This window comes from Novosphingobium sp. HII-3, from assembly GCF_002916655.1.
Taxonomy (GTDB): Bacteria; Pseudomonadota; Alphaproteobacteria; order Sphingomonadales; family Sphingomonadaceae; genus Novosphingobium; species Novosphingobium panipatense.
This window is the reverse complement of record NZ_PPSM01000021.1, coordinates 24,889-43,707: the sequence shown is the minus strand read 5'-3', so window position 1 is coordinate 43,707 and position 18,819 is coordinate 24,889. Positions and strand designations below refer to the sequence as shown.

At 64.2% G+C, this 18,819-nt stretch carries 18 protein-coding genes and 1 tRNA gene; 6 read left to right on the top strand and 13 right to left on the bottom strand.

Annotated elements, in window-relative coordinates:
• Window positions 1–270 (top strand): hypothetical protein (locus tag C2R25_RS20930; RefSeq protein WP_233203869.1); only part of this gene is annotated, 270 nt, incomplete at its 5' end.
• 25 nt (window positions 271–295) lie between these two features.
• Here the strand turns inward: C2R25_RS20930 and C2R25_RS09135 are convergent.
• The gene (locus C2R25_RS09135; RefSeq protein WP_199183799.1) at window positions 296–628 is read right to left on the bottom strand and encodes an SMR family transporter; all 333 of its coding nucleotides are present in this window, start codon (window positions 626–628) and stop codon (window positions 296–298) included.
• A 613-nt stretch (window positions 629–1,241) separates the two neighbouring features.
• A complete protein-coding gene (locus tag C2R25_RS09130) occupies window positions 1,242–2,807 on the bottom strand; it encodes an amino acid permease (RefSeq protein WP_103728893.1) in 1,566 nt (521 codons plus the stop codon).
• A gap of 185 nt (window positions 2,808–2,992) precedes the next feature.
• Here C2R25_RS09130 and panB point away from each other — a divergent pair, with 185 nt between their 5' ends.
• Complete coding sequence (panB, locus tag C2R25_RS09125; protein ID WP_103728892.1) at window positions 2,993–3,862, top strand: 3-methyl-2-oxobutanoate hydroxymethyltransferase; 870 nt, start codon at window positions 2,993–2,995, stop codon at window positions 3,860–3,862.
• Between the two features lie 13 nt (window positions 3,863–3,875).
• Here panB and C2R25_RS09120 read toward each other — a convergent pair whose 3' ends face one another.
• From C2R25_RS09120 to efp, 9 genes are all read right to left on the bottom strand, one after another.
• Window positions 3,876–5,660 (bottom strand): tetratricopeptide repeat protein, encoded by a 1,785-nt coding sequence (locus C2R25_RS09120; protein ID WP_233203867.1) that lies wholly within the window; start codon window positions 5,658–5,660, stop codon window positions 3,876–3,878.
• Between the two features lie 14 nt (window positions 5,661–5,674).
• A complete protein-coding gene (gene prsR / locus C2R25_RS09115; protein ID WP_103728891.1) occupies window positions 5,675–7,042 on the bottom strand; it encodes a PEP-CTERM-box response regulator transcription factor in 1,368 nt (455 codons plus the stop codon).
• Entirely contained in the window at window positions 7,042–9,150 is a 2,109-nt protein-coding gene (gene prsK, locus C2R25_RS09110) for an XrtA/PEP-CTERM system histidine kinase PrsK (RefSeq protein WP_103728890.1), read from the bottom strand. The genes prsR and prsK overlap by 1 nt, the downstream gene beginning before the upstream one ends.
• Window positions 9,147–10,532, bottom strand: a complete 1,386-nt coding sequence (locus tag C2R25_RS09105; protein WP_103728889.1) for a TIGR03013 family XrtA/PEP-CTERM system glycosyltransferase — start codon at window positions 10,530–10,532, stop codon at window positions 9,147–9,149. Before C2R25_RS09105 ends, prsK begins: the two co-directional genes overlap by 4 nt.
• Window positions 10,533–10,739: 207 nt before the next feature.
• Window positions 10,740–12,056 carry an amidohydrolase gene (locus C2R25_RS09100; protein WP_103728888.1) on the bottom strand — a complete coding sequence of 439 codons (1,317 nt, stop codon included), beginning with the start codon at window positions 12,054–12,056 and terminating at the stop codon, window positions 10,740–10,742.
• A gap of 516 nt (window positions 12,057–12,572) precedes the next feature.
• Window positions 12,573–12,656: transfer RNA gene (locus tag C2R25_RS09095), tRNA-Leu, on the bottom strand.
• A gap of 181 nt (window positions 12,657–12,837) precedes the next feature.
• A complete protein-coding gene (locus tag C2R25_RS09090) occupies window positions 12,838–13,659 on the bottom strand; it encodes an inositol monophosphatase family protein (protein WP_103728887.1) in 822 nt (273 codons plus the stop codon).
• A 51-nt stretch (window positions 13,660–13,710) separates the two neighbouring features.
• Window positions 13,711–14,115, bottom strand: coding sequence for a hypothetical protein (locus tag C2R25_RS09085; RefSeq protein WP_103728886.1), 405 nt, complete (start codon window positions 14,113–14,115; stop codon window positions 13,711–13,713).
• Entirely contained in the window at window positions 14,115–14,678 is a 564-nt protein-coding gene (gene efp, locus C2R25_RS09080) for an elongation factor P (protein WP_103095827.1), read from the bottom strand. The genes C2R25_RS09085 and efp overlap by 1 nt, the downstream gene beginning before the upstream one ends.
• 138 nt (window positions 14,679–14,816) lie before the next feature.
• Between efp and C2R25_RS09075 the strand changes: the two genes are divergently transcribed.
• The 4 genes from C2R25_RS09075 to C2R25_RS09060 all read left to right on the top strand — a co-directional run bounded on the left by C2R25_RS09075 (window position 14,817) and on the right by C2R25_RS09060 (window position 17,814).
• Window positions 14,817–15,206 (top strand): hypothetical protein, encoded by a 390-nt coding sequence (locus C2R25_RS09075; RefSeq protein ID WP_103728885.1) that lies wholly within the window; start codon window positions 14,817–14,819, stop codon window positions 15,204–15,206.
• 90 nt (window positions 15,207–15,296) lie between these two features.
• Window positions 15,297–16,109: an SDR family NAD(P)-dependent oxidoreductase gene (locus tag C2R25_RS09070; RefSeq protein WP_103728884.1), complete on the top strand. Its 813-nt coding sequence runs from the start codon at window positions 15,297–15,299 to the stop codon at window positions 16,107–16,109.
• A 22-nt stretch (window positions 16,110–16,131) separates the two neighbouring features.
• The gene (locus C2R25_RS09065; protein WP_103728897.1) at window positions 16,132–16,659 is read left to right on the top strand and encodes a nuclear transport factor 2 family protein; all 528 of its coding nucleotides are present in this window, start codon (window positions 16,132–16,134) and stop codon (window positions 16,657–16,659) included.
• A 90-nt stretch (window positions 16,660–16,749) separates the two neighbouring features.
• Window positions 16,750–17,814 (top strand): ABC transporter substrate-binding protein, encoded by a 1,065-nt coding sequence (locus C2R25_RS09060; RefSeq protein ID WP_103728883.1) that lies wholly within the window; start codon window positions 16,750–16,752, stop codon window positions 17,812–17,814.
• A gap of 7 nt (window positions 17,815–17,821) precedes the next feature.
• Here C2R25_RS09060 and purQ read toward each other — a convergent pair whose 3' ends face one another.
• The gene (purQ, locus tag C2R25_RS09055; RefSeq protein ID WP_103728882.1) at window positions 17,822–18,499 is read right to left on the bottom strand and encodes a phosphoribosylformylglycinamidine synthase subunit PurQ; all 678 of its coding nucleotides are present in this window, start codon (window positions 18,497–18,499) and stop codon (window positions 17,822–17,824) included.
• Window positions 18,499–18,735 (bottom strand): phosphoribosylformylglycinamidine synthase subunit PurS, encoded by a 237-nt coding sequence (gene purS / locus C2R25_RS09050; RefSeq protein ID WP_103728881.1) that lies wholly within the window; start codon window positions 18,733–18,735, stop codon window positions 18,499–18,501. Before purS ends, purQ begins: the two co-directional genes overlap by 1 nt.
• Between the last annotated feature and the right edge of the window lie 84 nt (window positions 18,736–18,819).

Here is an 18,819-nt window from a genome sequence, read left to right as displayed (position 1 = left end):
AAACCTGACGGTGCGCGTCGTCGTCCGTGGGCCCCTCCTATCGACTACCGGGATAACCGCCGCGCTGCCGAAAGGTGGGGTCAATATTGGGCGCCGATAGGGGGTCAGTTTTGCGCGCCGGTTGACAATCTCGATCTCAAACAAGATGACCTAAGCGAAGAACTGCTGGCGCAGATCGCCGCCGATACGGGCAGCTATATGGGCAAGTTTCGGGATTGGCTTCTCATCGAACTGAATCGCGCCAACGCGAAGCCAAAGTCGACAAACTAGGTTGTGAACCCACAAACGAGCGGCCTTAGTGAGTTGCCGCCTTGGAAAACACGTTCATCACGACAACGCCGGCCACTATCAAGCCAATCCCAAGGAGCGCGGGCGCGTCCAATTTTTGCCCCTGAAAGATCCAGGCAATCGCAGCAATGAGCACAATGCCTGAACCGGACCAGATGGCATAGGCTATACCCGTCGGGATCGTCTTAAGGGTTTGCGATAAAAAATAGAATGCAATCACGTAAGCAATCGCCGTAATCACGCTTGGGACGGGCTTCGTAAACCCTTCCGACTGCTTCATGAAGCTGGTGCCAATGACTTCGGCCACAATCGCACCAGTCAAGTAAAGATAATTCATAATCGCTCCTGGCCATGACGGAGCGCAGCGACAGGTCACGCGCCGTCAGCCCATCCGGGGGTTGACGCCGTGGCTGGGAAGAACCCTTACGGGCGCAGGAGACACCACCCTGCTACTCTATTCTCGGCGCATCCACCTTACTCCGCGACGGCCGCTTCGTCACGTCTCCAGATGTGACGTGAGGTAACGATCCAGCAGCATTTCCGTGGCACATTTCGTGGCACATTTAGGGTAACAGGGGGCAATCAGGGGCAATTAGCGCACCGCAAATCAAGGGCTTGCTTCCCCTGTGTTACCCTGTATTACCCCGAAGGCCCGGTTCGAGTCCCGTAGGGGTCACCACCAAGCTTCGGTCGCCGGGATCGTCCGGCCGAGCCGCAGGGTTCATCCTCACCTCCTTTCTAGAAAAACCCGTGTAGGCCCAACGCCTTCGCTGCGGTGTTGCGAGCACCTCGCACGAGTCTGTATGTGTCGGCGGGGCTCTCTCGCCGTGGCTTCGGACAGGCGCCATCCGGCGTGCATGCCTGTGCCCAACCCTGTGGATAAGCGCGGGACAACGCGGCATAAAAAAGGGGAGCCAAGGCTCCCCTTTCTCGTGCGACGATACCTGCTCGCTTCAGGAGATCGGCGGCACCGGCTGCGGCGGAGCGTCGCTGTCGTCCTCGTGCACTTCGACCACGCCGTGTGCAACATGGCTCTTGCGGAAGCCGTACGCGAAGTAGAACGCGAGCCCGATCGCGCCCCATACCGGCAGCACCAGCATGGCTTCGATCGGAAGGTTGAAGAACAGCATGACGCAGCCGATGATGGCGATGGGTGCGACAACCCAGACCAGCGGCGTGCGGAACGGGCGGTGGCGGTGCGGATCGCGCACGCGCAGGATCAGGACGGCCACGGAGACCATCAGAAAGGCGAACAGCGTGCCCGAGTTCGAGATATCGGCGAGTTGGCCGACCGGCAAAAGGGCCGCTGCGACCGCAACGAAGAGGCCGGTGATCAGCGTGACGACGTGCGGCGTCTTCCACTTGGGGTGGATCGACGCCAGCTTCTCCGGCAGCAGGCCATCGCGAGCCATCACGAAGAAGATGCGGGTCTGGCCGTAGAGCATCATCAGGATGACCGAGGGCAGCGCCAGGTTCGCGGCAAGACCGATGAGATCGCCGGCCCGGGTATAGTTGATCGCGCGCAGAACGTGCGCCAGCGCTTCCTGCGAGCAGACCAGCGGCTCCTGCCCCTGGCGGGCGAGCGCGGAACACTGCGCCGCGAATTCCGCCGAGCCGGGCTGAACGCCCAGTGCCGTGGGCTGCGCACCGATGGCACCGATAGCGCCGGCGGCGACGAGCAGATAGAACACGGTGCAAAGCGCCAGGCTTCCCAGCAGTCCGATCGGGACGTTGCGCTGCGGGTTCTTGGTTTCTTCCGCTGCCGTTGAGACGGCGTCGAAGCCCACATAGGCGAAGAAGATCGACGATGCCGCACCGACGATGCCGAGACCGCTCGAACCCTCGGGGCCGAACCAGCCATTCGGAGCGAACGGCGCGAAGTGCTCGCCCTCCATGACCGGGAGCGCGAGGATGACGAACATGGCAAGCGCCGCGACCTTGATGGCCACCAGCACGGCGTTGAACGTGGCGCTCTCCTTCGTGCCGCGCATCAGCAGCAAGGTCACTGCAAGGGCGACCACGACGGCAGGCACATTGATGATGCCGCTGGAGAAATCGACGCCGCCAAGGGACCAGGTCGGTCCGGCCGCCAGCGCTGGAGGCAATTCAAAACCCGTGAGGCTTTTCAGCAGTCCCATGAAATAGCCCGACCAGCCCACTGAAACGGCGGAGGCTGCGACGGCATATTCCAGGATCAAGGCCCAGCCCACCATCCAAGCGAGCAATTCGCCGACGACAGCGTAGGAATAGGTGTATGCCGAACCGGACACAGGCACCATCGAGGCCAGTTCCGAGTAGCACAGCGCAGCGACGGCACAGACGCAGCCGGCGATGACGAAGCTCCACATCATGCCCGGCCCGGCCTTCTGCGCCGCTGCAGCCGTGAGCACGAAAATGCCCGTGCCAATGATCGCCCCGACGCCGAGAAGCGTAAGCTGAACAGGACCCAGTGATCGGTGAAGAGATTTCTTTTCCGCTGTCGCCAGAATAGCGTCGAGCGGCTTTACGCGTCCGAACATGTGGACCCCCGAATTGCGAATGGCAGGACGCTAACGAGAACGTACCACTTGGCAAGAGGCCTGGGACGGAAATTCCCCAGACTTGTAACGATATTGCAGCATTGTGATAGATGCCGCCACCGATTCTCCACCGGTGCATGGCTGCATGTTTGCCGAGGGCCTTTGCTCTCGCTAAAAGGCCGCGCATGTCCACGACCTTTCAGATCGACACCGCCACCAGTCGCGCCACTCCCACGCCGGCTCCGATGAAGCGCCTTACCGTCCCGGCGATCCGCCGCCGCAAGAAGGACGGGGTCACACAGGAGCCCATCGTCATGCTGACGGCCTACACGGCGCGCCAGGCACAACTCCTCGACGCCCATTGCGACATGCTTCTGGTCGGGGACAGCCTCGGTCAGGTCATCTATGGCCTTCCTTCTAGTGTTCCTGTCACTCTCGATATGATGATCGCTCACGGCGCCGCCGTCGTGCGTGGCAGCTATCACGCTGCCGTCATCGTCGACATGCCCTTCGGATCCTACGAGCAGTCTCCGCAACAGGCGTTCGAGAGCGCCGCGCGGATATTGAAGGAAACCGGGTGTGCCGGCGTCAAGCTTGAAGGCGGGGCCACCATGGCGGAAACCGTCCGCTTCCTCAACGAACGGGGCATTCCCGTTATGGGTCACATCGGCCTCACACCGCAGGCGGTGAACGTGCTGGGCGGCTACAACGCACGCGGCCGCAGCGAAGCGGAAGCCGCAAAGATCGTAGCCGATGCCGTGGCCCTCGACGAGGCGGGCGCCTTCTCCATCGTGATCGAAGGTGTGGTGGAACCAATCGCAATAGAAGCAACCCGCGCGATCGCCTGCCCGAGCATCGGCATCGGCGGTTCGGCCCAGTGCGATGGGCAGGTGCTCGTCGCGGAAGACATGCTGGGCATGTTCGAGCGCGTTCCACGCTTCGTGAAGCGCTATGCCGATATGGCGACGCTTATCTCGGAGGCGGCGGCACATTACGCAGCCGAAGTCCGGGATCGCACCTTCCCGGGCCTAGAACAGACCTACCAGCCCAGATAACCGTGAGCTCCGTTCAGGGCGGAAGCGCTCCGGGCGGTGAGGCCGCCGCTGGCTTGTTTCCGACCAGACCGGCCTTGGCGCGCAGGGCGCGGACCATGGCGGCATGGCGGGACGAAGCGGTATAGGCCATCGCCAGCGCTTCGGCTGCCACCAGGCTGGACCGTTGCAACCGATAAGCCTGCCACGCGGCTTCCCGTGCGGCGCTGGGGTTCTCCATTGCGGTTTCCGCCGCTGCCAGGTTTGACAGGAGAGTCACGTCCTGCTCGCGCCCGTCGGCACGCAGTCGCAGAAGAGCTGCCCGCGCGCTGTCAGGATCTCCCGACCGGGAGGCCAGTTCCGCCGCAAGGCGCATGGCGGCGCGGCTGGTGGGATTCTGCCTGAGGTACGCCTGCAGCAAAGCCTCCGCCCCGCTGCGATCGCCGGCCATGGCGTAAGCGACCAGACGCCGTTCCAGAAGGCTGTCGGGCATCCGGATTTCCGAGGCCAGCGCATACCGGGCCTGAGCCTCCTTCCCATGACCGAGCGCAAGCTGAACGTCGCCCGCCACGGACCGGGCATCGTAGGAACCCGGAGCCCGACGAAGCGCCGCCTCGGCCAGAGCGAGTGCCGCCTGCCCCCGCCCCGCGCGCAGCATCCCGCCCAGTCGTCCGGCCGAGGCCTGGACGCGCAGGCTGAAGGCCGGCGGCCGCGCCGCACGGTCCAGCAACTCCCCCGCCGCTTTCCGATCACCGAGAGCCTCGAAGGCGCGGGCAACGGCTGTCATCATGTAAGGAGAAGCGCCGCCGCCGGCGATCTCGTCGGCAAAGCGCATCGTGGCGTAGCGATGACGCCCGCTCATGGCGATGGCACGCAGGAGCATCTCCTTGGCCGCCCGATGATCCGGTCTCGCCCGCAAAACGGCTTCTAGAGCCTCCTCGGCGGCACCCGGATTTCCGGACGCGAGTTCAAGGCTACCTTTCAGGAGTTGCACGCCGGGCCGGTCGTCCAACCTGCCGCCGGTGCGGATCAGCAACGCCCGGGCGAGCGGATAGCGCCCTGCCCGCGCGGCGATCAGCGCCTGCAGATAGTAGGCGCGCGGGTTGCCCGGACCGACTTCCAGCGCGCGGCGCGTGAGTTGAAGGCATTCGGTCGCCCGCCCCAACTCGCCCAGCGTCGCCGCGTATTCGAGGAGCGTGGATACATCGGACGGCGCAGCCGCGATGGCGCGTTCAAACCACGGAAGCGCTGCCGTCAGACCGGAGCGGTCGCGCACCAGTTGCCCCTGGAACTCCAGCCCGCGAACATCGTCCGGTTGCAGCGTTATAGCCCGTTCCGCAGCGGCGATCGCCCTGCCGTGATCCCCCGCGACATAGCGCAGACGGCCGAGTTCAACCCACAGACTCGCGTCGTCCGGGCGGATGGTCAGCGCCTTGTCGTAGGCCCGGGCGGAGGCCTCAAGGTTCCCGTCAATTCTCTCGAGAAAGCCCAGTGCGCGCCACCCCTCTCCCGCGGTCGATGGTGCGAAGGCACCTGTCTGAAGCCACTGGCGCGCGCGGCTGCGATCCCCCTGCGCAAGATAGGCCTGGCCCATGAACGGAGCGATTTCCGCCCGTGCAGCGCCTTGCAGAAGAGCGGCGCGCAGCTTGACTTCCGCGTCGATCCCGTCGCCCCTCAGCAGAGACCGGCGCGCCTGCTCGATCAGTGAGGCCTCGGGATGCGCCTCTCCGCGCGTAAGGCGAAGCGCAAGGGCGCTGCCCATGACAAGCATCAGCAGAGGCGGCACAATCAGCGCCGCCCAGCGCCACTTCCGTTTTGCCACCCCCCCGATGACCTTCAGGCCGGCTGCAGATCGTACTGCTTGAGCAGGTCGTACAGCGTCGGCCGGCTGATGCCGAGCAGCTTGGCCGTGTTGGAGATGTTGCCCTCGCTGCGCGCCAGGGCATGGCGAATGACGCGGCGGTCAGCCTGTTCGCGCGCGGTCTTGAGGTTAAGCGCCGTCGCGGCCTCTTCTCCGGGATGGTTCAGATCCAGATCCGCAGTGGAAACGAGTTTTTCATCGGCCATGATGACAGCCCGCTTCACGCGGTTTTCCAACTCGCGCACGTTGCCCGGCCAGTGCCAGGCGTCGATCGCGGCAAGCGCATCAGCCGAAAGGCCCCGCACGCGCGTGTTCATCTCCTTGGCGTACCGCGTCAGGAAAGCCTTGGCGAGGAGGATGGCATCACCGGGACGTTCGGCAAGGCTGGGTATGCGCACGACGATCTCGGCCAGACGATAATACAGGTCTTCCCGGAAACGACCCTCGGCAATCATGGCGTCCAGGTTCTGGTGCGTCGCGCAGACGACGCGGGTGTCTACAGGGATGGATTCCCGACTGCCGACACGTTCGATGACCCGCTCCTGAAGGAAGCGCAAAAGCTTGACCTGCAGATGCAGCGGGATGTCGCCTACTTCGTCCAGGAAGAGCGTTCCCCCAGCCGCCTGTTCTATCTTCCCCGGCGTCGTCTTCACCGCCCCGGTAAAGGCGCCCTTCTCATGTCCGAACAGCTCGCTTTCCAGCAGGTTCTCCGGGATCGCGGCGCAATTGATCGCCACGAACCCGCGCTTCGAGCGTGCACTTGCCTCATGAAGTCCGCGCGCCAGAAGCTCCTTTCCGGTGCCGCTCGCGCCGAGCAGCATGACGGAAACATTGGTATTGGCAACCCGCTCGATCGTGCGGGCCACCTTCACCATTTCCGGCGCGGCCGTTATGATGCCGCCCAGAACACGCTCGTCCTTCACCACCCTGCTGGCGAGCCGCCGGTTTTCCTCTTCCAGCCGGTGCAGCTGAAGCGCGCGCCGGACGATGTGGCCAAGCGTCTCGATCTCGATCGGCTTCTGGTAGAAATCGTAGGCACCGCGGGCGATTGCCTGCAGCGCGCTTTCCCGCGCTCCATGGCCAGAGGCGACAATGACTTTGGTATCGGGCTTCAGCGCCATGATCTCATCGAGAATTGCAAAGCCTTCGGTCGTCCCATCGGGATCGGGGGGCAGGCCAAGATCGAGAGTGACGACATCCGGCATTTCCGACCGCAGCAGCGCAATGGCGCCGGGTCGGTCGCCGGCAACGAATACCTCGAAGTCTTCATATGCCCATTTGAGCTGCGCCTGGAGCCCGGCGTCGTCCTCGACGACGAGCAATTTGGGCAGAGGATCAGTCATCAGGCCACCTTTTCGGCGTTGTACAGGTAATCTCGGGATGGCGTGTCAAGCGGCAGGCGCACGGTGAAGCGGGAACCCAGACCTTCGCGCGATTCAACCTCAAGCCGCCCCCGCATGGCCTTGACCAGTTCGCGCGCCTCGAAGGCACCGATGCCGAACCCGCCGGACTTGGTCGAGACGAAAGGCTTGAACAGGCGGTTGCGAACGAAGTCGGCGCTCATCCCTCTGCCGCTGTCGAGCACCTCGAAGTACGCCTCCGCTCCATCGGCGGTGAGTGAAACGATCACCGGCATTCCCGCCTCGCTGGCCTCGACGGCGTTCTGGATCAGGTGCACCAGCACTTGCTCCAGCGGGTGACGGCTCGCCAGGATCGACACCTGGCTGGACGTGCCCGCGACCACTTGCGGGTTGCCCGCGAACCGCTCCATGGCGTGCGCCAGGACCTCGGCCGCATTCACCGGCTCGATCCTGTCGATGGCACCCGACCCGTACCGCGAAAGCCGCGCCAGCAAAGCGGTCAGCTTATCCGACGCGTTGCGCAGAGTGATCAGCATGTCGGCACGAAATGCCGGCTTTTCAGCGTGAAGCTCTGCGTTTCGGGCAAGAAGACTGAACTGACTGGCGAGGTTCTTGATGTCATGCATGACAAAGGCGATGCGCCGGTGGAAGTCCTCGAAGCGTGCAGACTCGGCGAGCGCAAGCTGGCTGGCATTCTCGGACAGATAGCTGGCCACCTGCTGGCCAATCACCCGCAAAAGGTCCAGGTCTTCCCAGTCAAACCCCCGCGCCACCTGTGGGCGGGTGAGCACCACCATGCCCACGAGCCGGTCGAAATGCACGAGCGGGATCAGGGCCCAGGCTTGGACATCCTCCAGGAGCCACGACGGAACCTCGCACCCGGTCACGCGACCGGCCCGGATATCGTCAAGGTCTGCGATGTACCCAGTCCGTTCGAAATAGGAAACGGCGGAAAGAGGCATCGCAACGCCCGGTACGTCGATTTGCGGCCAGTTCCACCGCCCCGCGAGAGTCATCTCGCCCCCGTCTCCCGGCGCCAGCAGCAGGCCGGAGGAGCAATCAAAAATATCAGCCATAGAACGCACCGCCCGCTCCCCCAGGGGAATGGACTGGTCCGATCCGATCGTGCGGGTGAAGCGCAGCCACTCTTCCCGATAGTCGTACCGGTGCTGGAAGAAGTGCTTCGCCAGCATCACCTTCAGCCAGCCACGGACGCGGCGCGACGGCAGGATGACAAGTGCGCCGGCACTCCCCATGGTGAGGAACACCAGTTCGACAAGCCGCGCGAAGTCACCGCCTGCATAGGAGAGCCACTGGGCCACTGCGACCATGGCGATGAGGTAGACGCCGATCACCAGAAGCGAAAATGTCTGGAAGGTGACCGCCCTTGATGGCCGCAGCCTGAAGTCCACCCGATCTCCGACCGCGCCAAGGACGATGCACGCGGCCAGCGCCGTCGTGGTCAGGCCCCGCAGCGCCGCCAGTTCGCCAGGCCAGGTCCCGGCAAGATAAGCGATGGTGTACAGATTGAGGTCGAACGCCCAGAGGACGGCCAGACCTACCGCCGGCCAGCGTAGCGAGGAGCGGGATTCGCGGGGTGCTCCCGCGTAGAGGTTATGAGCGAGAACCAAGCCTCCTACGGTGATCAGCAGGCGCAACATCACGCCCACTTCGAACCCGGTGGCGACCACCTCTCCCGCGAGTACCAGCCGCGAGAAGCCATAGTCGACGACGAGGTGCAGCATCTCGACGAAGGCAAGGGAAAAGATGACGGAGCGTATCGGCGAAAGGCTGGCGTGGCGCCCGTCGGTGGCGAAGAAACGATAGACGACCAGAAGCCACGCCAGGTTGCGGCCACTTTCCGCCAGCGACGGCAGCAGGTCTGCCACCGGCGATGCCGACGCTGATGAAGCCGCCTCGGTCAGCCGGCACAGGCCCGTCATGAGAAGAGCGAAGATGATCGACAGACCGGCAGCCCCATACCGGTTCCGGCGCGGCAGCAACCAGAAGGCCGCACTCACCAGCGCTATCGCGCCGGTGAGGTCCAGCCCCACGCCAAGGGTGGTGAAGGGGGACGAGCCACTCGTCACCGCGCGCCCTCGCTCCAGAGGATTACGCGCAGCGTCTGAAGAATGATGAGAAAATCCAGGAAAAGCGTATAGTTCTTGGCATAATAGAGGTCGTATTCGAGCTTGTGCCGCGAATCTTCTATGGACGCGCCGTAGGGATAGTTGATCTGCGCCCAGCCGGTGATGCCGGGCTTCACCATGTGCCTTTCGGCGTAATAGCGGAGCTGCTGCTCCAGGTCGGCCACGAACTCCGGACGCTCGGGCCGAGGGCCTACGAAGCTCATCTCGCCCTTGAGGACAGTCCAGGCCTGAGGCAGCTCGTCTATCCGCACCTTGCGAATGAAGCGGCCCATGCGAGTGACGCGCGGATCGTCCTTGGACGCCCACTGCGCCCCCGCAGCCTCGGCATCGACTCGCATGGACCGCAGCTTGATAACGTCGAACGGTTCACCGAACCGCCCGACGCGCGGCTGGCGGTAGAAGGCCGGCCCCCGGCTGTCGATCTTCACCAGCAGCGCGAACAGCAGGATCACGGGTGCGCTGACGACCAACAGGATGAGGCTGACGGTGATGTCGAACAGCCGCTTGGCCGCCCCGGAGATGGCCCGGCCTGACGAGAAGCCGTCCGAAAAGATCAGCCAGCTCGGATTGACCGTATCCAGGTCCACGCGGCCGGTCTCGCGTTCCAGGAAGCTGGAGAATTCATTGACGTGAACGCCGGTGGTCTTCACCCTCAGCAGGTCCTTCAGCGGCAGGGCATTGCGCCGCTCCTCCAGCGCGAGGACCACCTCGCTTACGCCCAGATTCTCCACGTAGCGTGTGAGATTGCTGATGGCGCCGCGCGGGATCGCTTCCTCGATCACCGGCACGCCGTCGCTCATCGCGATGTAACCGACGATCGCGAAGCCGCTTTCAGGCCGTTCACCCAGCAGCCGCAGGCGCGCTGCGCGCTCCCCTGCGCCGAGCACCAGCACGCGCCGGCGAAAGGCGCTTGTTCCCAGGAACATGCCCAGGATCAGGCGGTTCCCGATCATCAGGACGACAGCCAGCGCCATCGAATAGGCCAGCGTCGAGCGCCAGAAGGTATGGCCGCTGAGGAGGAAGTCCGCGAAGGAAAGGGCGATGACGCCCAGCGAGATGGCGACCAGAAGACGCGCTGCCGCAAACCGCATGGAACGCAGCGCTTCGGCGCCATAGACGCCGACTGCGACCATCGACATGGAAATGACGGCAGCGAAGGCGAAATGAGGAAGCAGCCGGTCTGCAGCCGGAGCAAGCTCCATCCCGATCTGGCCCGCGCGCAGCCGCCAGGACGTTTCGTTGGCAGCCACGAGCAGCAGGATATCGACCAGCCAGAGCAACACCACAGCATGGGGTATGTAGTGTTTGAACAGCCGAATCATCGTCGCTTGTGCATCCTTCGCGCCCCAAAGGGCGGCTCTGCCGAAGCCATTAGGTTAAAGGCGTAAAATGTCGGTTACCATGATCCACCAGAGCACGTCTTCGAAGCGCTGCGGCCCGAGGAGCGCGCAGCATGGCGGATCGGTAACAGACGGGACGAGAGGCTGCCCCACGGGAAAGCGTCCATCCGCAGCGGGCGAAGAGCAGGCCTACCGCGGCATCAGGCGCAACGCGGTGAGAGTCAGGGCTTGGGCGCCGGACGCGATCACCTTGTCTGCCTGTGGAGCCCAGAAGGGGCTGTGTAGCGAAGGCATGGCCGTACCGTTTGCCTTGGCCGCTGCCAGCTTCTGCGGATCCGTTCCCCCCACCCAGAAAATGACCGACTTGATCCTGCCTTCGTCGGCACGGCGGAATTCCCCGAAGTCCTCGCCGCCCATCACCGAGGGCGTGATGACCACCTTGTCGGCTCCCATCTTCGACTTGAGGTCGGCCACGGCTTCTTCGGCGAACTCAGGCGAATTCCATGTGGCCCGGGTATGGGGTTCCTTCACCGTGACTTGCGGCATCCGGTCGTCCGGCATGCCCGAGGCAATCGCCTCCCCCTTTGCCACGCGCGCAATGCCGTCGAGAAGCCGCTTCCGCGTCTCGTCCGAGTAGCTGCGCACAGTCAGTTCCAGCTTCGCCTCGTCGGAGATGATGTTGTGCTTGGTTCCCGCGTGGAACGATCCGACGGTCACGACCACCGGGTCCAGCGGGTTGTTCTCCCGGCTGACCAGCGTCTGCAGTTTGGTAACGATGGACGCTGCCAGCACGATGGGATCGCGGGTGGTCTGCGGATAGGCCCCGTGGCCGCCCACCCCCCGTACCAGGACATCCACGCTGTCGACGTTGGCGAGCGCCCAACCCTTCGCTGCCCCCACCGTCCCGGCGGGCAGTTCGGGCGTATCATGGAACGCCAGAGTGTAATCAGGCTTGGGGAAGCGCGTGTAGAGCCCGTCCTTGAGCATCTCCAATGCACCGAGGCCGATCTCCTCTGCCGGCTGGCCGATCATCACCAGCGTACCGGACCACTCGTCCTTGCGGGCCGCCATGAGCCGCGCGGTTTCGATCCACGCGGTCATGTGCGTGTCGTGACCGCAGGCGTGCATGATACCGCTTTCCACGCCTGCGGTGGACGTGCCACGCCTGGTCGAAGCGAAGGGCAGGCCCGTCTGCTCGACCACGGGAAGGCCGTCCATGTCCGCCCGGATCAGCACGGTCGGCCCCGCGCCGTTCTTCAGCACGGCCACTACGCCCGTCTTCCCGACCTTTTCCGTGACGGTGAAGCCGACCTTCCGGGCAGCGTCCGCCATGATCCTGGCACTGCGGACTTCCTGAAAACTCAATTCCGGATTGCTGTGAAGATCGCGGTAGATCTCCAGCAGTCCCGGCATATCCCGGGAGACGGTATCGGCAACGGTTTCGGCGTGAGCGGTCAGCGGAAGGCTCGTCAGGACGAAGGCGGAAGCAAGGAGAATGGCGCGCATCCATCAAGGCTAAGCGAGGCGCCGCCACCGCGCAATCGGCTTTGAAGGTATGGGTCCGATCCGGTGAAGTTTTTCTGATAAGACCCATAGAAACGGCAAATGGACAACGCCTGCCATGGAAGTACAGTCATCGTCGAAGGCTGAGGCTCGCTCGGTCTTCCGCGGCATTTGATGCTTGTCAGCTTGCTCCGCGTCACCAACCGCTAAAGCGCTCGAAGCAAGGCGACCACGCCACCTTCGTGCCTCCTTCGGAGATACGAATGCCAATCTCGACACCACCCATAAGATCACAGGTGCTCCGGGCCAGCCGCCGCTCCGACGGCCGGCTGCCGCATCCGTCATGGCGGGCCGCGACACGTGAATACAACGAGGATGGCGCCCGCATCCAAACGGCGGACGACTTCTGGTCCCGCCTCGGTCTTTGACGTTGATGACATCGGCGCTCTGGTCCCCGGACCGCCGATGTCACAGCGGATCGAGCCCCAATGACACGGCCTAGAACAGAACGCGGAAAGATGGTGCCCCTGGCCCGACTCGAACGGGCACGCCTTGCGGCAAACGATTTTGAGTCGTTCGCGTCTACCATTCCGCCACAGGGGCACGAAGAGGCGGACGCTTAGACGGCGCTGCGCTCTCGTTCAAGTGTGTTCATGCGTAGGACGACATTTACATGAAGAAAGAGGGTCAGGGCTCTCTCACCCCGCTCTTCGCCACCAAAGCGAAAGGGGCAGGTTTCCCCGCCCCTCCTGCTGAACCGTTCCGGATTTGCAGCGACGGCCGATCAGGCCTTCAGCGCTCCGGCGACGATCTTGTGCAGCCGCGAGTGCAGCACATCGTTGCCTGCCAGGACCTCGGTGTCGCAAATTGGCGAGGAGCGACCCTTCCAGTCCGACACGAAGCCGCCGGCTTCCCGAACCAGAAGGCACCCTGCCGCCGTGTCCCACGGCTTGAGGTCGGCTTCCCAGAACCCTTCGTAGCGGCCCGAAGCGACCCAGGCGAGATCAAGCGCCGCCGACCCGAAGCGGCGAATGCCCGCAACCTGCGGTGCCAGCGCATGGTAGATCTTGGTCCACTGCCCGGCGTCTCCGTGTCCGGCGAAAGGAATGCCGGTAGCGATCAGGCTTTCGTCGAGATGGCGGCGCGAGGATACGCGCAGGCGGCGATCCTGCAGCCACGCCCCGCGTGCCTTTTCAGCCCAGTAGCTCTCGTCCGTGACCGGGTTGTAGATGAGGCCGGCAGTGACTTCACCCCAGCCCTTCCCGTCCAGACGCGGCTCCTGCACGGCGATCGAGATCGCGAAGTGCGGAATGCCGTGCAGGAAGTTCGTCGTGCCGTCGAGCGGATCGACGATGAAGCGCGGCAGCGTCGGGTCGCCTTCGATTTCACCGGCTTCCTCGAACAGGAATCCCCAGTCCGGCCGCGCAGCCCGCAGTTCGTCCCAGATGGTGCGCTCCGAAGCCTGGTCGGCCTTCGAGACGAAGTCCGCCGGGCCCTTGCGGCTGACCTGCAGGTGCTCGATTTCGCCGAAGTCGCGACGCAGCCGGTTGCCGGCCTTGCGTGCGGCCTTTTCGATGACGCGGATAAGACCGGAAATGGCGGCCATGACTTTACTTCACTCCTGTGGGCCGCAGACAGAGCTGGCCCGATGATGGTGTCAGCGCCCCTTGGGCACGCTGCTGGTTGCCGCGTTGCGGGGATCGCCCTCGAAGCCGCAGACGCTCGTGAGCACGAAGAGCACCTGGGCCGGCTTATCCCGGTTCACCTTCCCGGCTGCCTTGGTGAAAACTTCATCCGCCGCGGTCGTGATTTCCTGCAGCGTGTGGCTGTAGAGGCACGCGACGAGGCTGGCCTTCGCCTCTTCCTTCACCTCGTCTGACTGCAAGGCGTTGATCAGGACCTTGAGGTACAACACGGCATGCGCCGATTGCGTTTGCTCCGAAGGTTTGGCCGCAGACGCCTTGGGAGAGGCCTTTTTGGCGGGCGCAGCCAAGGCCGGCGCCGCGCCGGACGCACCGGCCACAAGGCCGAGGCATGCGAGCGAGAGCGCCAGCGCCCTCATCAGTCAGCCTTCTTCACGTAAGTCTTCTCGTAGACGTCCACGATGATGCGCGTGCCGCTTTCAATGTGCGGCGGCACCATCACGCGCACGCCGTTGTCGAGCACGGCCGGCTTGTAGCTGGACGAGGCGGTCTGACCCTTCACGACCGCATCGGCTTCCACGATAGTGGCTTCGACCTGCTCGGGAAGCTGGACCGAGATCGGACGCTCTTCCCACATTTCGAGAAGGACCTGCATGCCATCCTGCAGGAACGCGGCAGCGTCACCCAGCAGGTCAGCAGGAAGCGTGATCTGCTCGTAGGTCTCGATGTCCATGAACACCAGATCGTCGCCTTCGGCGTACAGGAACTGGAAATCCTTGGTATCGAGACGGACGCGCTCGACGGTGTCGGCGCTGCGGAAACGCACGTTGGTCTTGCGGCCATCGATGAGGTTCTTCATCTCGACCTGCATGAAGGCACCGCCCTTGCCGGGCTGGGTGTGCTGCGTCTTGGCGACCTTCCAGATGCCCTTTTCGTATTCAAGAATATTACCTGGACGGATATCGACGCCGCTGATCTTCATGGTGTTGGCCTCAGGATGGGAAAGAGCTTCATCGGAATCGCGGAACCTGGTGCTGGTTGCGCAACCTTCGAAAGGATGCGCCCTTAGACGAGGCAGCGAGGCATGGCAATTGCTTCAAGGCGATGCTAGCTGAATGCCATGAAGCGTGCTGCCAAACCTGCCGTCCTGCTGGCTCTTCTCGCCGGCGCCGTCATTTCCGGCTGCGCGGCGAGCGAGCCGCCGCCGATGGTCCCCGGCGGTCCGATTTCCGCGCTCCCGCTCGGCACCTACACCTGCGAACTTGCGGGCGATGCCGGCGGCCCCCTGAGCAAGCCTCTTCCCGAATACGAATTTCGCGTCACCAACGCCTCGACGTACAAGGCCGGCGGTGTCCGCGGAAGCTATCTCCTGACCGGTGAGCATGTCAGCATGACCGGCGGCAATCTCAGGGGGCTCCGCCTGCACCGGATCTCCTCGAACGTGTTGCGCAAGGTCGAGGAAGACGGAACCGACGGCGAGATGCGGTGCGTGCGCAGTTCGCACCACTGACGCGACTCCTCCCCCAGTCTTCATCGCCAGCGCGGTTTGCCCCGAGGCCCGCGCCCCGGTAGCTCCCGTAGACCATTCGGGAGCGGACCTATGGACTTTCAGCTGCGGGAAAAAGTGGCGATCGTCACCGGCGCGACGGCCAACATCGGGCGTGCCATCGCGCTGGACCTGGCAAGCGAAGGCGCGATCCCCATCCTCGTCGGTCGCGACGGAGCGGCCGGAGCCAGGCTGGAGGCAGACTGCAGGGACCGCGGCGCACCCGAAACGCTGTTCATCGCCGCCGACATGCTCGACCCTGCCTCTCCGGCACGGGTGCTCCGGGCCGCCGAATTGTTCGGGCCCGTCGCCATTCTGATCAACAATGTCGGCGGCAACATCGATCAGGGTCTTTTCGTCGAATCCGATCCGTCGAAGTGGATGGCCGACGTGGATCTCAATTTCGGCACCGTCCTGCGCATGACACACGCGGTGCTGCCGGGGATGATCGCCGGCAGGCACGGAGCCATCGTCAACATCGGCTCCACCGCCGCCCTCGTCGGGGACTACATGCTCCCGGTCTATTCGGCAGCGAAGGGCGCCGTGCATAGCTTCACGATCGCACTGGCCAAGGAAGTCGGCGCACACGGCATCCGCGTGAACGCCGTTGCGCCTTACGCTACCATCCCGACCGATACGGCCAGCCTGAGTACCGGAAGCCGCTTCCATCCGGAAACCGGCGTGTTCTCTAGAGGAATGGGGAACCTCACCGAAGACGAACGCGCCCTCCGGCAGCGCCGCACCTTCACGGGCAGCCCGTTTGCCCGACCGGAGGAGATTGCCGCCATGGCCGTGTTCCTGGCCTCTTCCCGGGCAAGTTTCATAACCGGGCAGGTCTACTCCGTGGACGGCGGCGCCCTGCTCTAGACGACGACGGAAGGGGATGAACATGACGATTGATCAGGCGGCGCTGCAAACGCTGGTGGACAAGGACGCCATCCGCGAGTTGGTGCTTCTCTACTCGCGCGCGATCGACCGGCAGGACATCGCGCTCCTGCGCGATCTCTACACCGATGACGCGACGGATACCCACGGTGACAGCTTTGATGGCCCGGCGCCCGCTTACTGCCACTTTATCGAAGGATCGTTCCCGTACATGCCCTATTCGGGACATCACGTGTGCAATCACCTGATCGCGGTCGATGGAAATGTCGCCAACGGTGAGGTCTACGCCCTCGCCTATCACCTGATCCCGACGCGGGACGGCGGCCGGGAAGAGGATTTCATGGCCGTGCGCTACATCGACAACTACCGACGGTGCGGGGATGGTCGCTGGCGGTTCTCCAAGCGCGTGGTGACATACGACCTCAAGCTGAGGCGACCGTTCACGGGCGGCGGCGATCTGGGACAGGGCGAGCGCGATCCCAGCTATGCCGAGTGCCTTCTGCCCCTCTTCCGCCGCGGCGCCCGCAGCTGAGGACATTTCTTCCGGCCATTCGTGCAGCCTTTTGGCGACTGACTCATTGCTAGGCCCGACAGGGGCGCGTCCGCCCCTTGGAGGACATTGATGCCAGCACGTTTGAAGGTCGGCATTCTCAACGACATGGCTGATCTTTCAGCGCTGGACGATGACGTTCCCGTGCCGGGCGACATTACCGGCTGGATCGAACGCGAGGTCGCTGCCGTCCAGTCCGCCGGCCGTCTGAACGCGGAAGTAGAGTTTATTCACGCTTACGCGCTCGGTCTGCCTACAGGGACGGCGGAAGCGGTCGAACAGGCGTACAGACAGTTGGCGGAAAGTGGCGTCAGTCTCATCGTGGGACCGGCCATCGGTGACAACGCCCTCGTCGCCACGCCCCTTGCGGAGCAACTGCGTGTGCCCACGATCAACTGGGCTGGCGCTGAGCGTGCGCGCGGGCGCTGGATGTTCCACCACCAGGTGGGCAGCCACGAGGACGAGTCGATCGTCATGGCCCGCCACATTGCCCGGCTGGGCTGTACACAGCTGGCCGTCGTCCATGACCTTTCACCCATCGGTACACGCCACCTCAAGTTCCTCGAACTGGAGGCGAAGGCTCTCGGCATGGAGATCGTTGCGGAGGCCGGCATCTCCCCTCTCGCGGACGACGCCGAGGCCGTCATCTCCACGCTGCTGCCGTCCCGGCCGGGGGCCGTGGTCTACCTCGGCCTCGGACTTTCGGCTCCCGCTGTGGCGCGCGCACTCGGGAAAGCGGGCTGGGATGGTCCGAGGATCATGAACACGGCCGGCCTGCGCGGCTACCACGGCACCTTTGCGGAAGCATGCGACGGCTGGTTCTACATCGACATGCACTCAGACGCGAACCTGACGCTGCGCGAGGTGATGGAACGGCTCCGCGCGTCCCCCCGTCAGGCCCTTTCCGTGGCCCGAGGGCATGACATCGGCCGACTGATAGCCGAAGCGCTCGCCCGCTCCAGCGACTTCACGCGGGAGGGCGTGAGGCTCGGACTGGAGCAGGTCAAATGGTTGCCCGCCGCTGAAGGGCATGAAGGTACCCTTCTCGGCTTCGGCGTCCATGACCGCGGTGCGCTGCACGGGCGCTACCTCGTGGTGCGCCAGTGGCTGTCGGGCGAAACCCGCGAGGTCGCCTAGCCGAAGCTCAGGCGCCGACGAGCCCGCGAATGGCGCTCTCGAAAAGGCCGCGGCCGTCCGTACCGCCATGCGTCGTCTCGACCGCACGCTCCGGGTGCGGCATCATGCCGAGCACATTGCCCGTGTCATTGAGCACGCCCGCGATCGCACGGGCCGAGCCGTTGACCTCCTCGGCATAGCGGAACGCCACGCGCCCCTCCCCTTCGAGACGGTTGAGCGTTTCCTCGTCCGCGAAGTAGTTGCCGTCGTGGTGGGCAACGGGAATGCGCAGGACCTGGCCCGCTTCATAGCCCGACGTGAACAGCGACTGGGCGTTGACCACCTCGAGCCCCACTTCGCGGCAGACGAAGTTAAGCCCCGCGTTGCGGAGCAAGGCGCCGGGCAGCAATCCGCTCTCGGTCAGGACCTGGAACCCGTTGCAGACGCCAAGGACAGGAACGCCTTTTCCGGCAGCGGCGATGACAGCCTGCATGATCGGCGAACGCGAGGCGATCGCGCCGCAGCGCAGGTAATCGCCGTAAGAGAAACCACCCGGGACCGCGATGAAGTCCAGCCCGGCCGGCAATTCGCTGTCGCCATGCCATACGCGGTGCGGGGCCGTGCCCGCAACCTTCTCCAGCGCCACCGCCATGTCGCGGTCGCAGTTCGATCCGGGGAAGGTGATGACGGCGGAGTTGAAGGGCATCAGGCGGCCACCTTCTCGATACGGTAGTTCTCGATCACCATGTTGGCGAGGAGCTTGCGGCACATGTCGTCCAGCGCCTCGTCGGTAACGCTGTCCTCGACGTCGAGTTCGAACAGCCGTCCGGCGCGAACATCGTTCACGCCCGAGAAGCCCAGGCCCTCCAGCGAGTGATGGATCGCGCGGCCCTGCGGATCGAGGACGCCGGGCTTGAGGCTGACGTGGACGCGGATTTTCATCTCGGGGCCTTTCGGTGGAGGGCAGGCAGATTCGTTGGAAGCGCCTATGGCTGTTCGGCGCCGCCGGGGCAAGGTTGAACGCGA